Consider the following 21010-nt stretch of genomic DNA (forward strand, 5'->3'; position numbering starts at 1 on the left):
GCGTACTCTCTCACATTCTCACTCATAGCCTCACACTCTCACAGTCGAGCATGTACCGTCAACTTCGGGACACCTCGTATCCAGCCTGCATCAACAACGCCTCGGCTGCGGCCTGACGGTGGGGCCATAGGCCTGTGGTCTTCGGGCCGACCAGACTGGACCAGGTGCCTCCGGCCTCAGCTTGAATCCCGCCGACCAGCTCACCGGAGGGATCAGCGAACACGTGGAACCGGTCCTCGTCGACGTGCTGAAGCCTCGGTCTCGCGTAGCCCTTGCTCACGTCAGCCCTCCTCCGGCTCGTGCCTGCCGTGCCGCTCGTACTTCGCGTCCCACGTCTCGGTGCAGACATCGTACGTCCCGCCGTCGTCACCCGAGCGCTTCTCCACCCAGCCAATCCCCGGCCCCATGTCCTCGAGCTGCTCTTTGCAGTGACGACAGGTGGTCAGCGTCTCGTCGGTGTCGTACATCTCAGCAGCCCGTTCGGCCTGATCGTACGACGGACTCGGATTGGGGTGGATGTCAGCCATCAGGAGCACGCCCAGTCCGGGTGGCCCGGCCACTTCACCACGGTGCATCCGCCGTACCCGACACCGAAGTCTCGGAGCGGGGCGCTGTGGATCTCCTCGTCGTTCCAGCTCGTACCCTCGTGACTCTCGTCGACGACCATCCGGCCCTCGTAGCACCGGTCCAGCTCGCCCATCGACACGCCCTCGGTGTACAGAATGAAGGTCTTGCCGTGGCCGGCGTCCAGCTCGGCGATGAGGTGATCTGGCCCCAGCTCCTCGCCGTCCGCGCCATCGTCGAGGAAGTCTTTGGTGATTCGGAAGGCGTACACCGGCTTCTCGTAGCCGGCCGCCTCATCCAGCGCGTCACCCAGCATCTTGAGGTAGAGGTTCATCGGCGCGTCACCTTCAGCGTCACAACCTCTTCCGTCTCCTCGATGATCATCCCGCTCGGCTCGGGATCCGGCTCGCTCGCCCAGGCGCACAGCGTGGCCAGGTTCACCGCGGCCAGTCGCACCCAGTTGTTCTCGTTCTCCGGCGTCGGCTCGTGCCGACTGAAGATCACGTGCCGCTCACGGTGCAGCTCGTCGCGCAGCTCGGGCGCAGGCCAGAAACCAGCGTTGTCGAACGAACGACCCTCAACCGTCGCCGTGATGCCCTGCTCGTCCGGCTCGTGCCAGTCGTCGCGCATGCGGATCTCTCGGGCGAACTCGCGGAACTCGTCCCGCGTGTCAATCAGTCTCATGGTTTCTCTCTCGTCTGTCGTGATGGTCATTGCGCGCCTGCCCAGGACTCGAACCATGGGTGTCTGCCAGTCAGGCTGTGGCGCTACCGGCGCCACACTTCGGGCAGGCGAAGCCTGCGGGCGGCTGGTCCTTGCAGTGGTCGCAGTTCACCGACTTCAGGAGCTGCGAAACCGGAGTCTCCAGCGCCTGAGCCAGGCGTAATGCCTCGATCATCAGCACTCGGCGCTTACCCTTCTCGATCCTGGCGATGGCCGCCTGGTCGAGGTTGACCCCATGCACTCGGAGTCGGTCAGCGAGGCCAACCTGAGTCCAGCCTCGCCATTGGCGACACTGCTTCACGCGGAGAGCGAAGGTCAGCTCGCTCTCGGTCAGTCCGACGCCGGCCATGCCTCCATCTCCTCGCACTTACAGTGGTTCACGTCGCAGTCGCAGCGGGTGCAGATGTCGATCAGCTCCCCCATGAACCTCACGGTTTCGGTCACGTCAGCACCTCCGCAAGGAACAGCCGCCCATCGGCCGTCATGGTCACCCAGGCGGCGAGGCCGGACATCACCACGACCATCAGCGCATCGAAGACCTTCACGCCGCCTCGCTCTCGCCGGCGTAGGACTCCAGCGCCTCACGCGCCTCGGCCTCGACGTACTCGCGGTCGTAGTACCCGCCGATCGCCTCGACCTCTTCCCACTCTTCGCGGCGTTCGTCGCTGCCGACCTTGATCCACTCGGCCTTCTGCTCGACGATCCAGACGTAGCACTCGCCGTTCAGGTATGCCTGGTATTCGTCCATGTCCACCAGGCGCAGCGGCTCGGCCCGACCCTCGGTCATCTCGGCCAGCCACTCGTCCGTCAGCTCCATGGCCTCGCGCCAGTGCGCGGTGTCGAAGGTGACGTAGCGGGCGCCCTCGAAGCCTCCGCTCCACACCATCTCGCGGGTTCCATGGAACATCCGGAGGTAGCGCTCGAAGTGCGGTGTCTCCCGCGGCCCGTTGCGGTCGTCGCCCCAGCGGTCGAGAGCTCGCACGATCGCGGGGTCCACCACGTACGACGTGATGCTGGTGACCTGCTCCGCTTCGTACCGATCCCAGCGGTTGTATCCGAACTTCAGGAGCGGAGATCCGCCGTCGTGGTACGGCTCAGTCGGCTGGTAGTCGACCTCGACCCGGACGCGGAAGTCTCCGCGCTCCTCGATCACGGTCTCGAAGCCGTCGTCGAACTCGCCCATGTCAGCCCTCCCCACCCGGCGCCGTGAACGTGATGCCGTATGAGGCGAACAGATCACCGAGGTTCTGCGTCGTGTCGGAGCTCCAGTCGTTCCCGGGGCTGCCCTCGTCGTCGTACTCCAGAATCTGGAAGACCTGACTCAGGATCTCGACCTTCGTGTCAGCGGACAGTGCGTCGAAGCGCTCTTGCGCACGGCTCTCGCTCATGCCGTCTCGCCCTCCAGTACCACCGCGTCCTTGCTCACGTCTGTGTAGCCGTAGGAGTCATCCGAGATGAACTCGGCCGGCTCCTGCCGGACCCGCTCCAGAGACCACTCGTCGTCGACGGTGCCGGCCTTGGTGCTGACCTCGAACCGCTCTACCGCTTCAGTGATGAGCGCCTCGTCTCGCGCCTGCTCGGTGCGGAACGCACGCGCGGACAGCTCGCCGTCGCTGTGCAGGACGAGCGTGTAGACGATCTCGGTGTGCTCCATCACGCACGACCCTTCGCCTGTCGAACCTGCCGACGACGGATCGTCTCGGCGCGGGCCTCCGGGCTGCGCTTGCGCGTCTGATACTTGGCCATGGTGTTACTCCTCATCAGGTTGACGGCGCACGGTGCGCACGTCGAAGCGCCTGCCGGGGACTCGAACCCCGGTGTCTGCCAGTCAGGCCGTCGTTCATCGGTTGCAGTTGCGTGCGGCCCACGCCGCATCGAGCAGGTTGCGAGCCAGTTCCTCGGCACCCTCGGGCGTGAGCCACGTGGCCGCGGTCAGCCGGACCTGGCCGGCGTGCACCTCAGGGATGCTCGGAGCGAGGACTTCGGCGGGTCGCGACGTGAAGGCGGTCACCGCCTCGCCGAGCTTCGTTACGACGGCGTACAGGTGCTCGTCCAGATTCTCGAGGTCGTCGTCGTCGCAGTTGTTCGCCCACTCGATGTACTTCCTGTACGCAGTGGCTGCGGCGTCCAGATCCGTGACGACGCTCTCGCTCCGCATCGCCTCGACCAGCGCGCCGAGGATGCCGTACGCCTCCTCGTCAAGATCTGCGATCGATTCGTCGTACCGGTAGACCGAGACCTCGCCCCGCTGGTACTTCGCGACCAGCTCGGCCCGTCGCGCCTCGGCCTCGTCATGCTCAGCCAGCAGGCTGTCCAGTCGAGCGCTCATGCGCCTACCGCCTTTGCCACAGCGCGTCCTCGACGTACGTCCCGATCAGCCGCGGGTCATCCGTCAGGAAGCTGTCGTCGCCGACCTCGAGCAGCTCGGCGTCGCCGTACTTGAATCCGTCGCCGGTGTTGTGGTTCGTGTCGCCGATGTCGTCACTCTCGATGTGACCCATTCGGAGCGCATCCGCCTGCTCGTAGCGACCGTTCGACTCGAGCAGCTCGGCCAGCGCCTCGGCCTCGGTGCACGTCAGGTGCGGGCCGAGATCGCGCAGCGTGTAGCCGTCGAACGTCTCCAGGAAGATGGCCAGCGTCACCTCGGGATGCTTGAGCGCATCCGGACGTTCCTTGCTCGGCTTGATCGTGTAGTCCATGACTCACTCGCTTCTGTTTTGGGCGTGCTTGAGCGCCTGCCCACGACTCGAACGTGGGTGTCTGCCGGTCAGGCTGTGTTGCTTAGTCCTCGGGCCACTGCTCGACGAACTCCGTCATCAGCTCGCCGTCGCGGCTGGTCCTGCTCACCTGTCGCACGGTCATGCGCTCCGGATCGAACTTCGGCCCCTCGCGCATCGACAGCTCGGTGATGATGGCGTAGCGCGCTCGCCTCTCGGCCTTCTGTGCGTCGCCGATGCCCTGCTCGGTCACGAGTGCGTGCCAGTTGCCGAATCCATCGGCCCACGTCGAGACCTTCACTCGCCAACCTCCTGCCACCACTCGCGAGGCATCAGGAAGAACTCGCCCTCATGCCACCCGAAGAGGTGGGTATCCGGCGCGACGTACTCGTTCAGCCAGTCCTCGGCCGCGTCGGCGAGTTCGTGGATCTCGTCGAGGAGATCGATCGTGACCAGCCCATCCTCGGCGGTCATGGTCAGCTCGCCAGCGTTGAACGCATCGACCGCGGCGAGCGAGGCATCCTCGAACGTCATGCCGTGATCCTTGGCGCGCTGGATCATCGCTGTGATGGCATAGTGTCCGCGCGACCCCTCGAACCAGCAGCCCGCGTCGGCAGCGCTTGCCGTGACGATCGTTGCCTCGCTCACGCAGCAGCCCCTTCCGTCTCGCGGACCACAAATCGGCAGGCGACGGGCTTGCCGTGATGCTTGCCCATGCACTCCACGCCTTCGACGTGTCGATCAGCCACGGCGAGACGCCGCCGCGTGTCGGCTTCCATCTCGTCCATCTGCGTTCCGCGCAGCGCCTCGTAGTGCGACAGGTCGGCGTCGAGAGGCAGGCTCGGGAACGCGGACCGGAACATTCGGAAGTAGAGGCCGGTCGCCGTCGTGTTGACCGGGGTTGCGAGCGTCACGTCACGGAACGTGCAGCACAGCTCGGCGGCGGTGCCAAGCCGGGTATCCTCGCCAGCCGCAACGCGATTCAGCAGCTCGCGGCAATGCGCTCGAAAGACCTGCTCGTGCGCCATCAGATCGTGCGTCGAAACCAGCAGGCTGAACGAATGCCAGATCGCGTCACATGCAGCGGGATGCCGTCGCTCCGCGCGCTTGATCTCCTCCTCGGCCCATTCCATCTGGTCGAACGCGGATGTCAGCGCAGCGCCCAGATCTCCGAACACTTCACCGCCGAGATGTTCGGTCACTCGGGCGATGCTCTCTCTCGTGTCCATGTCTCTCACTCTCACAGTTGGTTCTACTGAGTGCCCGACCCCGGACTCGAACCGGGGATGCACCATCTCGGGCGATCTACTCCCATACTCACGGTCGGTCAACGAAGCGCGGCGCCGTTCCAGCGCTCGCCCGCGAGGATCGTTCCGCAGGCGTCGCACTCGGCCGATGAGAACTCCGCGTCGATCTCTCCGACGACAAGCACCACGCCGGGCGTGCTCGACCACCACGCCTTGCAGTACTGATCCATGGCGTAGCTGTGACGTGCTTGCAGGTCGGTCCCGTCGTTGATCTCACCGCTCGCCAGCATCTGTGCGCAGTTGCCGCAGAAGCGCAGGTCGTCGGCAATCACCGTTGCCACGTCACTCACCCGCCGTGCGTCGAAGGATGGCCCAGCCGATCGCCTCGAACTCGTCGGCATCGTTCGGCTCGTCGTCCATCACGGTGACGATCACGAAGGTCTGCGGCTCGTCCTCCGCCATTTCGATCAGGTGCGCTGCGATCTGCGCACCGATGAACTCAGACGTATGCATGACTGCGCCGTGGTAGCAGTATTGGCCAGTCATTCCGGTCAGGGCTTCCCAGCCGTCCGCGTCGATCAGCACGTCCTCGTCGGGATCATTGGTCACAGACTCCGGCGCATACACGCCGGCCGCGTCGCCGATCACACCGTCGCTCGTGAGCGTGAACGGATGGTCGAACTCGATCGCGTTGATCTGCTTCCCGATCACGTGCATGTCTGCCAGTGAGCGTGTGTCGATCACGAGCACACCCGCCCGACGATCACGCGCTCGCACCCCGGACGCTCGAAGCGAACCACGATGGCGCTGAAGGCGTGCTCCGACATGTAGCCGTCCCACCTACTCAGGTGCTCGGGCAGACCGGAGTCCTTCGTGATGCCGTAGTCGGCAGTGAACTCGCCCAGGTCGTACAGCTCGCCCTTGAAGCGGACGAACGATGCGGAGTCCTCCCCCGCATCGATCTTCTCCCACTTGAGGTAGTCGAACTCCTCCCGCTCACGCGGGGTCAACTCGCACGCGTCCACGATGTCTCGTGGCACGTTGTTCGTGATGACCTTCATCGTGCTGCCTCTCGTCTTGGCTTGGCATCATCAGCGCACGGGAAGCCATCCCGTGCGGACCACGCGCATCCTGGCGGGACTATCGCGTGGTTTCGCCGTCGTGCTGGGGTCACTGCGTACGTCGCCGCACCAACCCCCAGACCGCCTTGATGCGGCCCAACAACAAGGGGCGCGGCGTACGGTTGCCGTGCCGTTTCCGATGCCTTGCGTGACTCATCTCTCGACCCTTCTGTAGATGTCCCCTACATCCCCAGTTGGCATCTCTCCCCCGAGATCTGCCCGTGGCCAGCCAGGGAATCGAACCCCGGACCTCTCCATCACTGGCCGAACCACTCACTCCCAGCCGCGGAGCCGGGACCAGCACCACTCGGGATGGCGGCGACACAGCAGCCGAGCCACCCAACGCCAGCGGACGTACTGCACGTGGCAGTTGTTCCGCAGGTCGTAGACCTCGTAGCGAGCCATCAGGACGAGAACCTGGCGTATGCGGCGGACTCGGACTCAGTAACGCGGTTCGCCCAGGCGATCGACGCGCTCACGCACTCCGGACGCTCGCAGGTGTCGGTGACAACCATGGATCCGATAGCGGTGTGAGCAACTACTGACCCGGTTGCGTCGTGGAGGCAGAGACCCTGCTCCATCACGCACCGACCAGATGCCACGGGAACGTCGTGCGCCGGGTGTTGCTCGGTGCGACTCGCCGCGTCGATACGGTGCGGCTCACGCCGTCACGCTCGACCGGCCAGCGAAGCTTCACCTTGCCGTGCCGGTACGTCGACGACCCGTGCGGGTGACGGTTGTATCCGATTGAAGCCATGGGTTAGCACTCCCATACTCACAGTTGGTTCGGAAGAATCGGCTGAGCAGCCGGGGCAACGCACCTCCCCACCCCCCGTACTCGAGAGGAGGTGCGCTGGTATCTGGTGGATCAGACGCGCCGGAGCAGAATCCCGCTCGGGTGAATGTCGTACCGGTACACGCCGGCCGTCTCGACCGTCGCCGGTCCCTTTGTCGTGCCAGGTAGCGGGATCGTGTCCCCCACCTTCAGGTCAAGTTCGACCTTCTGCCAGCGGCCATCGTCGCCGACCACAGGCTCGGCCCGGTCGAAGATGTCGTCCCAGGTGTAGTTCACCGCCCCACCTCCGTCAGCGTGTAGCGGTCGAGCTTGCCGTCGTAGTCGAAGCTGCACGAGTCCTCGGCCGGAGCCGAGCCCACGGCGAGGCAGTCCGGCTCCGGTACGGCGTAGCTCTCGGCCAGCGCCCCTCCCAGGTAGCCCGCCGCCAAGAGGGCGAGCGCACCGATTGCCTTGATCATGTAGTGATCCTCTCATACTCACGGTCGATCTGTAAAGCGCCTCTGGTCCGGGTTGACCGGTCTATCGCTGGCACCCGCTCACCGCTCGTCAACATGTTCGGAGTGTGTGAGCCTAGGTGCAGCACCCGGAGGCTTACGACGGGCTTGCGCCCGGTCTTGCACTAGTGTGCGGCTCACCCTTCCGTCTAGGTGGTCCAGCCGCTTTCGCGGTGGTCCGTTGCCCTGTCCGTCCGGGTGAGCCGCACTCTCAAGCCACGCGGTATGCCACGTGGACTAGCCCTTGAGAGAGAAAGTCTCGTACGTCCGACCACTCTGAACACCCGATTACGAGCATCCCACCCTGAGACCGATAGCGCGTTCGATACCACCCGGCATACCGGGATCAGTACCTACTGACACGTGTCTCGTACGGTGCCTGCCTCAGCGGCAAGCGTGATTCAACGCCTCCCTCAGGTACAACCATCCTGAGTCCATCGCGGCATGACGGGCAATGGCGTGCCCTTGCGTCGGTTGCCGCGGTCGGTATTCAGTTTGTGGTGGTGCGGTGTTGCTGGTGCAACCCTCTCACACTCACAGTGTGCCTGTCAAATGCGGGCTGACTGCGGATCGTAGGCGAGATGGGAAGGGGTCAAGCCCTGTACCGAGAGCCTCACTCGGAGGATCAGTCTTCCCTGCCAACGCCCTCACACTCTCACGTGCTGCGGGTTGCGGTCAAGTCCTGTGTTGCGGTCGCTCTGTGCGGTCCGCGTTGCGCTTGCGCCGTGTGCGCTCGCGCCGTCCGTGCGGGCTGTGAAGCCCGCGACAGGCACGCTGTGGAGTTGTTCAAGCTGCGGTCACTCGCTCCGCTCCGTGGTGGCTGCGGGGTGGTGATGAGGAGGAATCTACGCGCCAACCTCCCACACTCACAAACCCCGTTCCTGCCATCTGTCGTCAACATTCTGCCAGTCACAGAGCGTGAGGCCGGCGAGCACAGTAAGTAGTTCCTCCCATACTCTTGATCTACGCGAGGGTAGGGGGTATTTACCCCGCGCGCGTCGGGTGGGGCACCGCCATGTCTTAGCAGCTGGCGGATTGCCACAGTTCCAAGGTCGATCTGCCGGCGCCAGGATTCGCCGCTGAGTCGACCTGGAGCGGCGCTTCAAGTGGCCTCTGACCTACGAACTTATCCCTTCGAGGGCTTCGCCGTAGCCTCTACGGCTCATCGCTTTGGCGGGCGCGTAAGCGCCCTTTTCGCTGAGTGGCGGAGCCTCTACGCTCTGTGCTTAGAGTGCTCGGCGCCTCATCCGCTCACCTCCCGCTGCTCGGTCCCGCTAGGGACCGTGAGTGTTGGAGGTTTTGGCGATCCATGCTACCCTGTCAAAGCTTTGAGCGTAGTGAGAGTGTGAGAGGTAGCTCACATCGAAGGAGCGATATAAAGCTGTTCGCTCATGTCGACCTTATAAGTACAAGGGTAAAGAGCTAAGGACGAAGAGAGGGCTAACGCCCTCTAAGAGCTACGCCTTAAGGGCTAAGCCTTAGATCCCAACGAACTTGCCTCGGGTCCACGAGCATCGCTCACCGGTCATCGCGTACCGGCACGTGGTCGAGGCCATCTCTTGGGGAGGTGGTCGCAGTGCCGGGATGGAATGGCTCCAACCGCCGCGACCGCCTCCCCGCCAACTGGAACAAGATCCGCGAGAGGATCCTGCGCCGGGACAACTACGAGTGCCAGCAGGAGAACCCCTACGGTGCGAAGGAGTGCCCCGAGCCGGCGACAGATGTGGATCACATCATCCCTGGAGACGACCACAGCGACGTGAATCTCCAGTCCCTGTGCGACTGGCACCACAAGCAGAAGTCCGGAGCTGAAGGCGCAGCCGCAGCTCGGGCTCGGCGCCAGAAGATCGATCGGAAGTTTCGCAGGACCGAGGAGCACCCCGGCCTGATGTAAGCCGGGAGGGCGCGGCGCTTGCCCCCTCCCCCGCCCCCGGATTGAGCCCGACGCCCCTCTCCCGTCGACGCTCTCCGGGGGCTTTGTCTTGGCCAGCACCTATGTCCGTTGTTCGCGACGGCGGTTACGTGCTGGTCGTCTGGCCGTGTAGCTCAGTCGGTAGAGCACCTGCCTGCGAATGCAGAGCGGGAGGTCGCGGGTTCGATCCCCGCCCTGGCCCCAACCATGAGGAGGCGACGTGCACCTTCACCTCGCCTTCGGCGATTTCGTACTACTCGACCTGGAGCTGAACTCCAGCCTGCTCACTCGCTCCGAGCCGGAGCCGGACCTCGAAGAGGAGGAGCCGGAGCCGCTCGGCTTCCAAGCCCCTGTGAGGTGATCCCGTTGCCCGGTCCGGTTCCCAACCGTGAGTCCGACCTTGCTCGCCCACGCGAGCGCAAGGGCGGCGACCAGCAGTCCGTCACCAAGGGCGTGCTCCGCGAGACCGTGGTGCCCCACGCCGATAAGGACTGGCATCCGATCGCCCGCAAGCTGTGGGACGGCGTGAAGACCTCCGGCCAGGTCGACTTCTACCAGAACTCCGACTGGGCGATGCTCTACTCGCTCTGCGACGACCTCTCGCACTACAAGAAGTCGGGTAAGCGCAGCGGGCAGATGCTCCAGACGATCTACTCCGCGTTCGAGCGCCTCCTCATCACCGAGGGGGATCGCCGTCGCGTCCGCATCGAGCTCCACGAGCCGGAGCCCGAGACGCAGGCAGCCAGCGTGACCGCCATCGACGAGTACAAGGCCATGCTGAAGGTGGCCCCCAGCGAGGTGAGCGAGTGAGCGCGACCATCTCGGACCTGTTCTCCAAGACGCCGTTCTACATCGCCCACAGGGGCTCGGGTGACGAAGCCCCGGAGCACACCCTCGAGGCGTATCGCTACGCGGTGAGCGTCGGAGCCAAGGCTCTTGAGCTGTCCGTCCAGCGAACCGCTGACGGCGTACTGGTTTGCTACCACGACACGACCCTCGCCCGCATGACGGGAGGGGTGGCCGGCGCCGTGAGTGACTACACCTACGCGCAGCTCAAGAACAAGATCCCGGTGAAGGGGCAAGACCTCCTCGGCCCCGGCTGGGCCAACCTCGAGATCCCTCTCCTGTCGAAGGTGCTGGAAGAGTTCTACGGGCGCGTCGTCCTGTTCATCGAACCGAAGACGACCGACGCCACGGCACCTCTCCAGAAGCTCCTCCAGGATCTCCCCGGCGCCACCGAGAGCGTCGTCTACAAGTCGCACGTCAACGCCTCCAGCGGCCTCGCCTGGGCTCAGAGCAACGGCTTCCGGACCTGGGCGTACCTCGACTCGACGACCACCTCGGCGCAGATGGATGCAGCCGAGGCCAACGTCACGTACTGGGGCATCCCGGACGTGGATCCGAGCTCGACCACGAATGCTCAGATCGCCGCGGTCAGGGCTCGTCCGGTGGTCAAGCCGATCATCGTCTGGGAGGTCCACCGCCGCAGCCGGCGCGACGAACTTGCTGCGCTCGGCGTTCAGGGCATGATGACCTCGGGCTACTCGTACGTGACCAGCTCGACGCCGCTGCTCAAGGACGCTCACTTCGAGCTGGGGGTCAAGCCGCCCGGTTCGCTCGGCATCGACAACACCGTGAACCAGGCGCTGAGGTTCGACAGCGGCAATGGCGTCTACTTCACTACGGCGCCGAACCGCTCGGCGGTGATGGGCGCCCTGTGCCCTCTGCCGGCGAACGGCTACACCATCTTCTTCGACATGAAGTGGGACACGATCCCCGCGGCCTCCCTGCACGCCGGCATCGCCTTCGGCAGGACGACCGACGACATCTACCGCTTCGGTCAGACGCCGACCGGCGACGGCTATCACGTGCTGATCCGCGACGACGGCGACCTTCAGCTCTACACCCACACGTCAGGCGTCGGCTCCGGCACCTCGATCGGTACGGCCAACAACGGCACGCCCGATCCGGCCAACCCGGTCGCTGGCGTGTGGATGTCCTACAGCGTGAACGTCACCACGACGGGGATCACCGTCAGCCGGCTCGACGTGCCGAAGACCATCACCGTCTCCGACACCACCCGCCGAGGCGGCTACTTCCATCTGGTCGGTGGCAACACGACCGACGTGAATGCAGTCGCGCACTTCCGCAACGTGAAGGTCACTTACTGAGGAGGGGGGTGACTCGCCTTGGCGGCGAAGAACCCCCTCACCACAGAAGAGATCGAGGCCCTCGAGCCGACCTACCTCGGCCCGACGTGGCGCCGGCACGCTGACGGCTCGTGGTTCCTGCCGACGCACACGCTCGGCTGGCAGATCGCCGGCTGGTGCGCTGAGTACCTGCGCGCCAAGGGCGGCGGCCGATGGAAGTTCACGCCGGAGCAGATGCGCTTCGTGCTGTGGTGGTACGCGGTCGACGAGGACGGCGAGTTCATCTACCGCACCGGAGTCCTCCAGCGCCTGAAGGGCTGGGGCAAGGACCCATTGCTCGCGGTGCTCGCGCTCGTCGAGTTCGCCGGCCCGAGCCGCTTCTCCCACTGGGACGAGAACGGCAACCCTGTTGGTGTTGCGCACCCGGAAGCCTGGGTGCAGGTCACCGCGGTCAACCAGTCCCAGACGCGCAACACCATGCGCATGATCCCGTCGCTGATGACGGATCACTTCAAGGAGACGTACGGCATCAAGCCGGGCTCCGAACTGATCCGCGGACTGAACGGCCGGATCCACCTCGAGGCCGTCACCAGCTCGTTCCGTGCGCTCGAGGGCGGTCGGACGACGTTCGTCGTACTCAATGAGACGCAGCACTGGGTGTCCGGCAACAACGGCCACCAGATGTTCGAGACGATCGACGGTAACGCCACCAAGGGCGACAACCGCTACCTCTGCATCACTAACGCCTTCCTGCCCGGCGAAGACTCCGTGGCCGAGCGGATGCGCGAGGCGTACGACAAGGTGCAAGAGGGTCGCGCCACCGACGTGGGCGTGCTCTACGACTCGATCGAGGCACACCCCAAGACCCCGCTGACGCCCGAGGCGCTCGAGATCGTGATCCCCAAGATCCGGGGAGACGCGATCTGGCTGAAGGTCAAGGGGATCATCAAGTCGGTCCTCAACACGCAGATCTCCCCGGCGCGCTCGCGCCGAATGTGGCTCAACCAGATCGTCGCCGACAGCGACGCGCTGTATGGCCCGGAGCAGATCCGCGAGATCGAGGACTTCGAGCTGGTGCTCCTGCCAGGCGACGCGATCGTGGCCGGCTTCGACGGCGGTAAGACCGACGACGACACGGCGCTCGTCTGCATCCGGATCTCCGACCTCGCGGTGTTCAAGCTCGGCCACTGGTTCAAGCCAGACGGCCCCGAGGGCGAGCATTGGGAGGTCAACAAGGAGCAGGTCGACAGCGCGGTGCGCGACATGTTCCGCGTGTACGACGTGAAGGGCTTCTACGCCGACGTGGCGCTCTGGGAGTCCTACATCTCCGACTGGGCGAACGACTACAGCGAACAGCTCTCGGTCAAGTCCGAGGGCCGCAACGCCATCGCCTGGGACATGCGGTCTTCCCTGAAGCGCATCACCTACGCGCACGAGCGTCTGCTCCGCGCGATCTTCGACGCCAAGCTCCGGTTCGACGGCGACCTCTCGATGAGGCGCCACGCGCTCAATGCCCGTCGACGCTCCAACAACTTCGGCATCTCCTTCGGCAAGGAGAGCCGCGAATCCCCCCTCAAGGTCGACCTCTACGCCGCGCTGATGCTCGCTCACGAATGCCTCTACGACCTGCGTACGCGCGGGAAGAAGGTGAAGCAGCGGACAGGGCGCGGCTACTTCATGTGAAAGGCGGTGCCCAGTGGCCGAAGACATCTCGCCGCGCGACGTGCTGAAGCAACTGATGCTCGTGCTGCACCACGATCGCGAGCACCGCCTGGAGCGGATCGACCGTTATCGGCGGGGCACGCACGAAGACCCGTACAAGCCGAGCAACGCAGACCGCGAGTACAAGGAGCTGTGGAAGCGGGCGATCACGAACGTCATGCCTCTGCTGGTGAATACGCCAGTCCAGGCGATGTACGTGGACGACTACCGCGCCGGCTACTCCTCCGGCTCGAGCTTCAACCCCGCAGCCCCGCAGGCGCGTGGCTTCCAGATGGAGCACTGGCAGAACTCGCGGCTCGACGCCCGCCAGGGCGCGATCTACCGAGGCGCCCTCGACTTCGGTCACAGCTTCACCGTCACCGAGAAGCTTGACTCCGGAAAGGTCATCACGAAGGGCCTGTCGGCCCTGCGAACCTCGGCGCTGTTCGAGGATCCGGCGAACGACGAGACGCCGTACGCCGCTTTCACCGTCACGCGCTGGCCGCGGAACGCCGACGACCCTGAGAAGATCGAGATGGGCCAGGGTCGGCTCTGGGACGGGGACTCCGAGTACAAGGTCGAGTTCAAGTCGCTCGGCGATCCGAAGTCGGCCTCGCTGACCGAGGTTGGCCGGCATGGCGCCTCGGAGTGTCCGGTCACCCGCTTCGCTGCGGCCATCGACCTGGACGGTCGAACGGTCGGCGTCATCGAGCCGATGATCCCGCTCCAGAATCGGATCAACCAGACGATCTTCGACCTGCTGATCGCCCAGACCTACGGCTCGTTCAAGGTCCGGACGATCACCGGCATGGCTCCCCCGCTGAAGCGCGACCCCGAGACCGGCGAGCCCATCGTCGACGAGAACGGCAACCCCGTTCCACTGCCGATCAACATCAGCGCCAAGCGGGTGCTGTTCGGCGAGGACTCGGACGTGAAGTTCGGGACGCTCGACGAGACGCCGCTCGAGGGCTACATCGAGGCGATCAAGCTCGCCTTCCAGCACTTCTCGGCGCTCGGTCAGGTTCCGCCTCACCACTTGCTCGGGCAGATTGCCAATCTGTCGGCCGAGGCTCTGCTTGCCGCAGAGACCTCCCTGGCCCGGCATGTCGAGATGTTCCGGCACGCCTTCGGCGAGGCTTGGGAGCGCGTCTTCCGCCTGGCCGGCGAGCTGTCGGACAACACCGACGCCGCCGAGGACATGGCCGGCGAGGTCATCTGGCGCGACATGGAGCAGCGGTCGCTCGCCCAGGCTGCCGACGCACTCGGCAAGCTGAAGGAGCAGCTCGGCATTCCTGGCCGCGGCTTGTGGCCGCGCGTCCCTGGCGCCACGGCAGGCGAGATCGCCTACTGGGAGCAGGTCGCCTCCGAGGAGCAGCCCGAGCTCGAGCTCTCCCAACGGCTCAGCTCCTCCAGCGGACAGGACTTCGGCCCTGAGCCGGCGCCAACGTTCGTTGGCGCACTGCCGTGACGACGCCAGCTCGCCAGCACGAAGCCGATGCGGTCGAGCTGGCGTACCACACCGCGCTGATCCGGTACGGCCTGAAGGCCCAGGAAGACGCACTCGCGATGTGGCAAGACATCCCCACGGCCGGGGCCGCCAGGAGCGGCCCATGGCTGTTGAGGCTGCTTCGCTACATCGCGTTGCGACGACAGCGCGCACGCGCCCTGACCATCGCCAAGTACCGGCTGACGCGCGCACTGCGCACCGGCCATACCATCGCCCGGCCCGGCACGAGCTCGGAGTCCCCGGTGACCATCGGGGATCTGGAAGCCGAGTTCGAGCAACTGGCCGGCATCGACATCAACATCTCATCCGTGCCCGAGGCAACGACCATCCCGGTCGAGCCGATCACCGTTACCTCCACAGAGCTGGACCGCCTGGAGCGGGACGCGCAGGAGGAAGCGCAGGTCGTGCTCGACGCCCTCGGTCCTAGCAGCCTGACCAGGCGTCTGGCTGAACTGGATCTCGAAGAGGCTGCCGAGAAGGTCGACAAGCAGCGCACGGAGGCGCACCAGAAGTCGGGACGGCGGCAAGCAGCTGCGGTCGAACGTCTCGTGCTCAACGGTGCCCGCTCCACCACTTGGACCCTTGCGGCCAAGGACAAACGAGCTGTCGGGTACGTGCGCTTCTCGACGACCGGAACCCCCTGCGGCTGGTGCGCAATGCTCATCAGCCGCGGAGCCGTGTATCGCTCGGAGAAGAGTGCGAAGTACGCCGAAGGCGATCTCTACCACGACAACTGTAAGTGCGACGTGATGCCGGTCTTCAGTGACGAGCAGTACGACCAGTCAGACATGTTCGCACTCAACCGGGAGTACTCGGAGCTGTGGCCTCAGGTCACGCGCGGACTCTCCGGGAAGGCCGCCCTCTCTGCATGGCGGGCCTTCATTCGCAAGCAACAGGCCGACGCCCAGGAGGCGCGGCCCTCATCTACGAGCGTCCAGGAGGCGTGACCGTGCCCAAGCCCAACGGCAACCCGGTCGGGGCAGACACCGACCAGACTGACGAGACCGAGGTCGAAGAGACCACGGACGAGAGCACCGACGAGACCGCGGAAGAGACCGACGCCGAGGAGACCACGGACGAGACCGAGGACGAGGAGTCCGACGAGGTTCCGCCCGAGGTGCTGCGCAAGAAGCTGACCAAGGCCAACGCCGACGCGGCCAACTGGCGGACCAAGTTCCGCGAGCTGGAAGCGAAGTTCACGGACGCCAAGACTCCCGAGGAGTTCACGGCAGCCGTGGCCGAGCTGACCAAGGCGAACGCCGAACTGGCACGCGAGCGCGATGTCGCGAAGGTGGCACGGAAGCACAAACTGCCCGACGAGCTCGCTGAGCTGGTGAAGGGCGACACCCCCGAGGAGATGGACGCGCACGCGAAGAAGCTGGCGAGATTCGCCGGCAGGCCTGCGCCCGAGAACCTCGGCGGCGGCCTCGATCCCGACGAGGACAAGGGCGAGTTCGACCCGGTCGCCACCGTCAAGCGGAACCGCACCAACCGCTTCGCCTGATCCACCCCCAACCGAAGCCCCCGTCCTAGCCACAGGCCGGGGGCTTTCTCATGCCCACATGGAGGCACCCACCAATGGCACACGAAGTAGTCAAGCCGGAGAAGATCGCCGCCGTTGCGGCTGTCTCCCTGGAGCAGAACCTGGTCCTTCCCGCTGTGATGCACCGTGAGGGCATCGAGCAGTACAAGGGCGCCGAGGGCGACACGATCACCGTCAAGGTGCCGGGCGTCCTCCCGTACCGGAGCTACGGCTGGCGGAACGACCGCTCGGCGAGCATCCAGTTCGACGAGTACAAGGAGCGGAAGGTCGCCGTGACCTTCGGCGACGACATCTACTCGGCCGTTCGCCTGACCGACGAGCAGAACGACTTCGACCTCGACGGCTGGACCAAGCTGATGGCCGCGCAGACCAAGGCCGTGGGCCGGGGTCTCGAGCGGGGTGCGGTCAACAAGGTGCTGAACGCGCCGTACGAGATCACCCTGAAGCTGGACTCGACCAAGCTGCGCACCAGCCTGATCAAGGCCCGCAACGTCATGGACCGCCTTATGGTCCCGGACGAGCAGCGGATCATGCTCCTGGGCTCCGACGTGGAGGCCGCGCTGCTCGACGACGACAAGGTCTTCGGCAACGCCGCGCAGGTCGGCGAGTCCGACGCCGAGAGCGCGCTGCGCCGGGCGATCCTGGCGGACCGCTACGGCTTCACCTTCATCAAGGTGCTGGAGCTGCCGCCGACCACGGCCATCGCGATGGTCTCCTCGGCGTTCATCTTCGCGTCGGGCGCTCCGAGCGTCCCGCAGTCGGTCGGCTTCGGCGCCGCGGCGTCCTACGAGGGCGTGGCGCTGCGCTGGATCCGCGACTACGACATGGAGAAGACCCGCGACCGTTCGCTGGTCAACACCTACCCCGGCTTCCGGGAGGTCGTGGACACCCTGGTCGGCGTCGACGCGGAGAACCAGGCGTTCGTGTCCAACTACGAGCACTTCGTCCGCGCCTTCAAGCTCGTGCTCGACGGCACCGAGGTGCTGCCGGACCCGGACGGCGACGACGAGAAGGCGACCGAGCTGGGCAACATCACCGGCATCTGGGCGGCCAGCAACGCCACCGCTTCGGCTGACGCGGCCACGGTCCCGGCTTCGACCGAGGACCACGCTGACGGCACAGCGGTCGTGGGCACCGAGGGTGCGACCCCGACCAACCGGCGCAGCAAGGCCAAGAACGAGGCGTGATCAAGCGAGGGGCGAGGCCGAAGACCTCGCCCCTCCCCCTCCAGTAGATAGGAGCCCGCCATGGAGCCCTTGGCTGCCATCGAGGAGCTGCGCGACCGACTCCCCTTCCAGATGGATGAGGACGAGGAGCGCGACGCCCTCGGCGCACTGGAGTACCTGAGCGACGAGGCGCGGCACTACGGCAGCGAGTCGTGGAAGACGCCGCTCGTCACGCCCCCGCAGGTATGCAGGCTCGTCCTGCGAGCCGCGGTGCGCTACATGAAGAACCCGGACGGCTTCAGCCAGTCACGCGCAGGCGACGAGACAGTGGCCTGGAGCAACACGGACGGCGAGGACGCCGGCACGCCGCACTTCACCGACCGCGAGATCGGCATGCTGAAGAAGATCTCCGGATCCTCGAAGCTGTATGTCGCCGACTTCACCACCGGGCCGAGGCGCGACGCCAACTGCGATGTCGGCTACGTGCCGTGCGGTCCGGGCGAGGCGCCCTTCCCGTACTTCTCCGACCCGGTAGAGCCCTGGTGAGTCATCAGCGGCGCCGCGGCCAGAAGGCCACGATCTGGCGCACCATCACCATCACGGACAACCGAGGCAACGAGGTGAAGGTCGCCGACGAAGCGAACCCTTGGATCGTCAAGGCGTGGGAGATCCCGCAGCGGAGCGCCAAGGCCGAAGTACCCGGTCAGCAGAAGATCAACATCATCCGACTCGGCGTCCAGGCCAACCTGGAAGGCGTCGAGCTGTGGTCCCGCGTCGTGTTCAAGGGCAAGCCCTACGACGTGGTCACTCCCCCGGCCTACCACCACGGATCGAGCCGGCACGTGCGGCACTGGTCCATCGACATCCGGGAGCGTCCGAACCATGGCTGAGGTCTTCCGCGGGTTCAACGGGATGAAGTTCGAGAAGGCGCTGGCCGTCGAGCCTGGCGTGCAGGAGGGCCTAGCCGAGGTGACTCTAGAAGTCGCCGGCAAGGCCGAGGCCCTGCTCGCCGAGCACCACCACGACGGCGACGCCCAGATCGATGTCGAGGTCGGCGACGTTGACCACTACGTCGTCCTGTCGGACGAACGCGGCCAGCTCGCGGCGCTCTCCATCGAGTTCGGTCGTGAGCCCCACGAGAACGAAGACGGCGAACTGGTCGGCGGCATGGAAGGTCTCTACATCCTCCACCGCGCGGCCCACCTGAAGAAGCGGAGGAAGCGCAAGTGAGCCTCCCGCCCGAGATCCTCGCACTCGTCGAGATGAGCCCGGTCGAAGACCTGCTCCTCGACCTCCTCCCTGGCCGGCTTCCCGGCATCCAGGTCCAGTCGCTGATCCGTGAGGCGCAGACCTTCCCGCTGGTGATCGCTCGACGCTCGGGCAACTTCGGCGACTGGAACGGCGACGAGCGCTTCCTCGATGCGGCTCGGGTCACGGTCCACACGTTCTGCTCGGATCCCAACGGGGACGAGGATGCAGCCCTCCTCGCGGAGGCTGTCCGCGTCGTACTGCGGGACTCGGTCAACGTCGTCGTGCCGAGCCGGGGCCACATCACCAAGGTGAAGATGGCCTCCGCTCCGCGGCGAGTGACGGACTGGGCAACGGCCACCGGCCCTGTGCAGTACGCCGACCTTCCGACCGGCACCTGGCGCTACGAGACCTTGTACGACATCGAGATCAAGCGCTGGCTGCGCTAGCCCTCCCCAAACCCACCCAGAGACAAGCCCTCGGCAATGAGCCGGGGGCTTTCGTCTTGCCCGAACAAAGGAGATGGCACTCGTGCCTCTTATCGATCAGGCCACCCTCACTGTCGGGGCTGGCAACTACTACACCAACGTCGTCGGCTCGGAGCTGCCGGCCGACCTCCTGAACCCGGAGGTGGGTGGCTGGAGCAATGTCGGCCACACCTCGCTCGAGGACATCCTCTCGATCAGCTCGGAAGGCGGCGAGGCCACCGTCCTCGGCACCCTCCAGAACCGGACCCTGCGGACCAAGTACTCCGCACGGACCGAGACGCTGGCGTTCACGCTCCAGCAGTTCGACGCGAACGGCCTGCGGCTGTTCTACGGCGCAAACGCGCCGACGCTGGCCAACGGGATGATCGGTGTCCCGAACAACCCGGTCCCGACCGAGGCCGCGTTCCTGGCGGTGTTCGTCGACGGAGAGAACGTCTTCGCGTTCTGGGCTCCGAAGGCCGAGATCTACCGCGCCGACGACATGTCCCTGGCGGACACCGAGTCCCTCGCCGGCCTGCCCCTGGGCGTGAAGCCGCTCCAGCTGGGCGCGAACGCGTACACCTACGCGGTCACCCCGCTCGGCATCGTCGCCACGGGCGCGACCGCAGGCATCCCCGGCACGTTCACTCCGGCCGGCGCCTACGCCCCGGTGAACCTGGCCGCGATGACCGGCGTCACCGCGAGCCCGACCACCGCCTGGACCACAGGTCAGTACGTCACCCTCTCGGACGGCACGAAGGCCCACTGGGACAGCGACTCGTGGGAGTCCGGCCCGGCCTGATCCGGCTGAGCCCAACTGAACACCCCTCGCCCGCACTGCGTAGCGGACCCGGTGCGGGCGAGGGGGCACCACTCGGTGCCCAAAGCAACGGTCCGCTACATCCCATCTACCTATGGAGGTCCGCTACCTCATGTCCAACTCTTTCACCCTCGACGACATCCGCGCCGCCGCCGAGGCGAAGTACGGCGCCGTCCCGATCACCCTGTCGGACGGCTCGGTCTGCAAGCTGCTGAACCCGCTGCGCCTGTCGAAGGAGAAGCGCGCCAAGCTCACCGAGCTGAGCAAGGAGAACAAGGACGCGGAGAGCGTCGACGACTCGCAGGAGCAGCTCGAAGGCACGATCCGCATCGTGGCCGAGCGCGCCGTCCTGGCCGAGCAGCTGATCGAGGAGGTCGGCGGCGACCTGGCGGTCCTCGCCACGATCCTGGAGAAGTACAACGAGGGCGCCCAGGTGGGGGAAGCCTCGCCCTCGCAGGACTGATCGACGACTACGGAGAGGGCCTCTACCCCGACCTGCTCGAGTACTTCGACGTAAACCTCGTCGACGTGATCGCGGGTCGGGGTCCCTCCCCCGCCATCGTCAACACCCTCGCGAGGGCTCTGCCCGACACCTGTCTCACGGTCGCTCTCGCGAGTGGAGGCAGGGAGTTCCGCGGCTGGGGCGTCGACCGTCACCTCGACGCCGACCTGTACGACGCGCTGAACCAGAACACGCGCGCAACGGGCCAATGGGCCAAGAAGGCTCCAGACATCCCGCCGTATCCGCGACCTACATCGAGCAAGCCCGAGGAACGGCCGAAGACGAAGTCGGTGGCCGAGCTGTATCGGGGCTTCAGTGGAAGGAAGTAGCCC

General features: G+C 65.7%; 36 protein-coding genes, 1 other RNA gene and 1 pseudogene. 17 read left to right on the forward strand and 21 right to left on the reverse strand.

Going from position 1 to position 21010, the window contains the following annotated elements:
* Window positions 1-58: 58 nt before the first annotated feature.
* The 21 genes from E0H50_RS37525 to E0H50_RS37615 all read right to left on the reverse strand — a co-directional run bounded on the left by E0H50_RS37525 (window position 59) and on the right by E0H50_RS37615 (window position 7626).
* A complete protein-coding gene (locus E0H50_RS37525) occupies window positions 59-280 on the reverse strand; it encodes a hypothetical protein (RefSeq protein ID WP_131295854.1) in 222 nt (73 codons plus the stop codon).
* Between the two features lies 1 nt (window position 281).
* On the reverse strand, window positions 282-527 hold the full coding sequence (locus tag E0H50_RS37530; protein ID WP_131295855.1) for a hypothetical protein: 246 nt from the start codon (window positions 525-527) through the stop codon (window positions 282-284).
* Window positions 527-898 (reverse strand): hypothetical protein, encoded by a 372-nt coding sequence (locus E0H50_RS37535; RefSeq protein WP_131295857.1) that lies wholly within the window; start codon window positions 896-898, stop codon window positions 527-529. The genes E0H50_RS37530 and E0H50_RS37535 overlap by 1 nt, the downstream gene beginning before the upstream one ends.
* Window positions 895-1248, reverse strand: a complete 354-nt coding sequence (locus E0H50_RS37540) for a hypothetical protein (protein WP_131295859.1) — start codon at window positions 1246-1248, stop codon at window positions 895-897. Before E0H50_RS37540 ends, E0H50_RS37535 begins: the two co-directional genes overlap by 4 nt.
* Window positions 1249-1318: 70 nt before the next feature.
* Window positions 1319-1636: a helix-turn-helix transcriptional regulator gene (locus E0H50_RS37545; protein ID WP_131295861.1), complete on the reverse strand. Its 318-nt coding sequence runs from the start codon at window positions 1634-1636 to the stop codon at window positions 1319-1321.
* A 192-nt stretch (window positions 1637-1828) separates the two neighbouring features.
* On the reverse strand, window positions 1829-2470 hold the full coding sequence (locus tag E0H50_RS37550) for a hypothetical protein (protein ID WP_131295862.1): 642 nt from the start codon (window positions 2468-2470) through the stop codon (window positions 1829-1831).
* Window position 2471: 1 nt separating this feature from the next.
* Window positions 2472-2675 (reverse strand): hypothetical protein, encoded by a 204-nt coding sequence (locus E0H50_RS37555; RefSeq protein ID WP_131295864.1) that lies wholly within the window; start codon window positions 2673-2675, stop codon window positions 2472-2474.
* Window positions 2672-2941 (reverse strand): hypothetical protein, encoded by a 270-nt coding sequence (locus tag E0H50_RS37560; protein ID WP_131295866.1) that lies wholly within the window; start codon window positions 2939-2941, stop codon window positions 2672-2674. The genes E0H50_RS37555 and E0H50_RS37560 overlap by 4 nt, the downstream gene beginning before the upstream one ends.
* Before the next feature lie 186 nt (window positions 2942-3127).
* Window positions 3128-3616: a hypothetical protein gene (locus E0H50_RS37565; protein ID WP_131295867.1), complete on the reverse strand. Its 489-nt coding sequence runs from the start codon at window positions 3614-3616 to the stop codon at window positions 3128-3130.
* Window positions 3617-3620: 4 nt separating this feature from the next.
* Window positions 3621-3986, reverse strand: coding sequence for a hypothetical protein (locus tag E0H50_RS37570; RefSeq protein WP_131295869.1), 366 nt, complete (start codon window positions 3984-3986; stop codon window positions 3621-3623).
* 82 nt (window positions 3987-4068) lie between these two features.
* Window positions 4069-4305: a hypothetical protein gene (locus E0H50_RS37575; RefSeq protein WP_131295871.1), complete on the reverse strand. Its 237-nt coding sequence runs from the start codon at window positions 4303-4305 to the stop codon at window positions 4069-4071.
* A complete protein-coding gene (locus tag E0H50_RS37580; protein WP_131295873.1) occupies window positions 4302-4652 on the reverse strand; it encodes a hypothetical protein in 351 nt (116 codons plus the stop codon). Before E0H50_RS37580 ends, E0H50_RS37575 begins: the two co-directional genes overlap by 4 nt.
* A complete protein-coding gene (locus tag E0H50_RS37585; RefSeq protein WP_165547432.1) occupies window positions 4649-5206 on the reverse strand; it encodes a hypothetical protein in 558 nt (185 codons plus the stop codon). The genes E0H50_RS37580 and E0H50_RS37585 overlap by 4 nt, the downstream gene beginning before the upstream one ends.
* 125 nt (window positions 5207-5331) lie before the next feature.
* A complete protein-coding gene (locus E0H50_RS37590; RefSeq protein ID WP_131295876.1) occupies window positions 5332-5583 on the reverse strand; it encodes a hypothetical protein in 252 nt (83 codons plus the stop codon).
* Between the two features lie 10 nt (window positions 5584-5593).
* A complete protein-coding gene (locus E0H50_RS37595) occupies window positions 5594-6001 on the reverse strand; it encodes a hypothetical protein (RefSeq protein ID WP_131295878.1) in 408 nt (135 codons plus the stop codon).
* A complete protein-coding gene (locus E0H50_RS37600) occupies window positions 5992-6312 on the reverse strand; it encodes a hypothetical protein (protein ID WP_131295880.1) in 321 nt (106 codons plus the stop codon). The genes E0H50_RS37595 and E0H50_RS37600 overlap by 10 nt, the downstream gene beginning before the upstream one ends.
* A gap of 14 nt (window positions 6313-6326) precedes the next feature.
* An RNA gene (locus E0H50_RS37605) (hammerhead ribozyme type II) lies at window positions 6327-6410 on the reverse strand.
* 235 nt (window positions 6411-6645) lie between these two features.
* Window positions 6646-6777, reverse strand: a complete 132-nt coding sequence (locus tag E0H50_RS44330) for a hypothetical protein (protein WP_272948553.1) — start codon at window positions 6775-6777, stop codon at window positions 6646-6648.
* 175 nt (window positions 6778-6952) lie between these two features.
* Entirely contained in the window at window positions 6953-7129 is a 177-nt protein-coding gene (locus E0H50_RS43300; protein ID WP_165547433.1) for a hypothetical protein, read from the reverse strand.
* Between the two features lie 111 nt (window positions 7130-7240).
* Entirely contained in the window at window positions 7241-7444 is a 204-nt protein-coding gene (locus tag E0H50_RS37610; protein WP_131295881.1) for a hypothetical protein, read from the reverse strand.
* Entirely contained in the window at window positions 7441-7626 is a 186-nt protein-coding gene (locus E0H50_RS37615) for a hypothetical protein (protein WP_131295883.1), read from the reverse strand. Before E0H50_RS37615 ends, E0H50_RS37610 begins: the two co-directional genes overlap by 4 nt.
* Window positions 7627-9238: 1612 nt before the next feature.
* Here E0H50_RS37615 and E0H50_RS37620 point away from each other — a divergent pair.
* The 17 genes and pseudogenes from E0H50_RS37620 to E0H50_RS37695 all read left to right on the forward strand — a co-directional run bounded on the left by E0H50_RS37620 (window position 9239) and on the right by E0H50_RS37695 (window position 21007).
* The gene (locus tag E0H50_RS37620; RefSeq protein WP_131295885.1) at window positions 9239-9556 is read left to right on the forward strand and encodes an HNH endonuclease; all 318 of its coding nucleotides are present in this window, start codon (window positions 9239-9241) and stop codon (window positions 9554-9556) included.
* A 141-nt stretch (window positions 9557-9697) separates the two neighbouring features.
* Window positions 9698-9776, forward strand: a pseudogene (locus E0H50_RS37625).
* Between the two features lie 18 nt (window positions 9777-9794).
* Window positions 9795-9935 carry a hypothetical protein gene (locus tag E0H50_RS43305; RefSeq protein WP_165547434.1) on the forward strand — a complete coding sequence of 47 codons (141 nt, stop codon included), beginning with the start codon at window positions 9795-9797 and terminating at the stop codon, window positions 9933-9935.
* A 5-nt stretch (window positions 9936-9940) separates the two neighbouring features.
* Window positions 9941-10384 (forward strand): phage terminase small subunit, encoded by a 444-nt coding sequence (locus tag E0H50_RS37630; protein WP_131295887.1) that lies wholly within the window; start codon window positions 9941-9943, stop codon window positions 10382-10384.
* Entirely contained in the window at window positions 10381-11745 is a 1365-nt protein-coding gene (locus E0H50_RS37635) for a glycerophosphodiester phosphodiesterase (protein ID WP_131295888.1), read from the forward strand. The genes E0H50_RS37630 and E0H50_RS37635 overlap by 4 nt, the downstream gene beginning before the upstream one ends.
* Window positions 11746-11763: 18 nt before the next feature.
* Window positions 11764-13407, forward strand: coding sequence for a terminase (locus E0H50_RS37640; protein WP_131295890.1), 1644 nt, complete (start codon window positions 11764-11766; stop codon window positions 13405-13407).
* A gap of 13 nt (window positions 13408-13420) precedes the next feature.
* Window positions 13421-14893, forward strand: a complete 1473-nt coding sequence (locus tag E0H50_RS37645) for a phage portal protein (protein ID WP_202868510.1) — start codon at window positions 13421-13423, stop codon at window positions 14891-14893.
* Window positions 14890-15879: a VG15 protein gene (locus E0H50_RS37650; protein ID WP_131295892.1), complete on the forward strand. Its 990-nt coding sequence runs from the start codon at window positions 14890-14892 to the stop codon at window positions 15877-15879. The genes E0H50_RS37645 and E0H50_RS37650 overlap by 4 nt, the downstream gene beginning before the upstream one ends.
* Window positions 15880-15881: 2 nt before the next feature.
* Complete coding sequence (locus tag E0H50_RS37655; protein ID WP_131295894.1) at window positions 15882-16436, forward strand: hypothetical protein; 555 nt, start codon at window positions 15882-15884, stop codon at window positions 16434-16436.
* Window positions 16437-16510: 74 nt separating this feature from the next.
* Window positions 16511-17662 (forward strand): hypothetical protein, encoded by a 1152-nt coding sequence (locus E0H50_RS37660; protein ID WP_202868511.1) that lies wholly within the window; start codon window positions 16511-16513, stop codon window positions 17660-17662.
* Window positions 17663-17722: 60 nt separating this feature from the next.
* Window positions 17723-18187, forward strand: coding sequence for a hypothetical protein (locus tag E0H50_RS37665; RefSeq protein WP_131295896.1), 465 nt, complete (start codon window positions 17723-17725; stop codon window positions 18185-18187).
* Window positions 18184-18531, forward strand: a complete 348-nt coding sequence (locus tag E0H50_RS37670) for a hypothetical protein (protein ID WP_202868512.1) — start codon at window positions 18184-18186, stop codon at window positions 18529-18531. Before E0H50_RS37665 ends, E0H50_RS37670 begins: the two co-directional genes overlap by 4 nt.
* Window positions 18524-18871, forward strand: a complete 348-nt coding sequence (locus E0H50_RS37675) for a DUF5403 family protein (RefSeq protein WP_131295898.1) — start codon at window positions 18524-18526, stop codon at window positions 18869-18871. Before E0H50_RS37670 ends, E0H50_RS37675 begins: the two co-directional genes overlap by 8 nt.
* Entirely contained in the window at window positions 18868-19338 is a 471-nt protein-coding gene (locus E0H50_RS37680; RefSeq protein ID WP_202868513.1) for a hypothetical protein, read from the forward strand. The genes E0H50_RS37675 and E0H50_RS37680 overlap by 4 nt, the downstream gene beginning before the upstream one ends.
* Window positions 19339-19420: 82 nt before the next feature.
* Window positions 19421-20158 (forward strand): phage tail tube protein, encoded by a 738-nt coding sequence (locus E0H50_RS37685; RefSeq protein WP_131295900.1) that lies wholly within the window; start codon window positions 19421-19423, stop codon window positions 20156-20158.
* Window positions 20159-20288: 130 nt separating this feature from the next.
* Window positions 20289-20639: a phage tail assembly protein gene (locus tag E0H50_RS37690; protein ID WP_131295902.1), complete on the forward strand. Its 351-nt coding sequence runs from the start codon at window positions 20289-20291 to the stop codon at window positions 20637-20639.
* Between the two features lie 65 nt (window positions 20640-20704).
* Window positions 20705-21007 (forward strand): hypothetical protein, encoded by a 303-nt coding sequence (locus tag E0H50_RS37695; protein WP_131295904.1) that lies wholly within the window; start codon window positions 20705-20707, stop codon window positions 21005-21007.
* The last annotated feature ends 3 nt before the right edge of the window (window positions 21008-21010 follow it).

The sequence above is a fragment of the Kribbella sindirgiensis genome, from assembly GCF_004331435.1.
GTDB classification, from domain to species: domain Bacteria; phylum Actinomycetota; class Actinomycetes; order Propionibacteriales; family Kribbellaceae; genus Kribbella; species Kribbella sindirgiensis.

Coding starts and splice junctions, on each gene's coding strand:
- E0H50_RS37530 (WP_131295855.1), bottom strand. CDS start 527: ATGGCTGACATCCACCCCAATCCGAGTCCGTCGTACGATCAGGCCGAA.
- E0H50_RS37535 (WP_131295857.1), bottom strand. CDS start 898: ATGAACCTCTACCTCAAGATGCTGGGTGACGCGCTGGATGAGGCGGCC.
- E0H50_RS37540 (WP_131295859.1), bottom strand. CDS start 1,248: ATGAGACTGATTGACACGCGGGACGAGTTCCGCGAGTTCGCCCGAGAG.
- E0H50_RS37545 (WP_131295861.1), bottom strand. CDS start 1,636: ATGGCCGGCGTCGGACTGACCGAGAGCGAGCTGACCTTCGCTCTCCGC.
- E0H50_RS37550 (WP_131295862.1), bottom strand. CDS start 2,470: ATGGGCGAGTTCGACGACGGCTTCGAGACCGTGATCGAGGAGCGCGGA.
- E0H50_RS37555 (WP_131295864.1), bottom strand. CDS start 2,675: ATGAGCGAGAGCCGTGCGCAAGAGCGCTTCGACGCACTGTCCGCTGAC.
- E0H50_RS37560 (WP_131295866.1), bottom strand. CDS start 2,941: ATGGAGCACACCGAGATCGTCTACACGCTCGTCCTGCACAGCGACGGC.
- E0H50_RS37565 (WP_131295867.1), bottom strand. CDS start 3,616: ATGAGCGCTCGACTGGACAGCCTGCTGGCTGAGCATGACGAGGCCGAG.
- E0H50_RS37570 (WP_131295869.1), bottom strand. CDS start 3,986: ATGGACTACACGATCAAGCCGAGCAAGGAACGTCCGGATGCGCTCAAG.
- E0H50_RS37600 (WP_131295880.1), bottom strand. CDS start 6,312: ATGAAGGTCATCACGAACAACGTGCCACGAGACATCGTGGACGCGTGC.
- E0H50_RS44330 (WP_272948553.1), bottom strand. CDS start 6,777: ATGGCTCGCTACGAGGTCTACGACCTGCGGAACAACTGCCACGTGCAG.
- E0H50_RS43300 (WP_165547433.1), bottom strand. CDS start 7,129: ATGGCTTCAATCGGATACAACCGTCACCCGCACGGGTCGTCGACGTAC.
- E0H50_RS37615 (WP_131295883.1), bottom strand. CDS start 7,626: ATGATCAAGGCAATCGGTGCGCTCGCCCTCTTGGCGGCGGGCTACCTG.
- E0H50_RS37660 (WP_202868511.1), top strand. CDS start 16,511: ATGGCACACGAAGTAGTCAAGCCGGAGAAGATCGCCGCCGTTGCGGCT.
- E0H50_RS37665 (WP_131295896.1), top strand. CDS start 17,723: ATGGAGCCCTTGGCTGCCATCGAGGAGCTGCGCGACCGACTCCCCTTC.
- E0H50_RS37675 (WP_131295898.1), top strand. CDS start 18,524: ATGGCTGAGGTCTTCCGCGGGTTCAACGGGATGAAGTTCGAGAAGGCG.
- E0H50_RS37690 (WP_131295902.1), top strand. CDS start 20,289: ATGTCCAACTCTTTCACCCTCGACGACATCCGCGCCGCCGCCGAGGCG.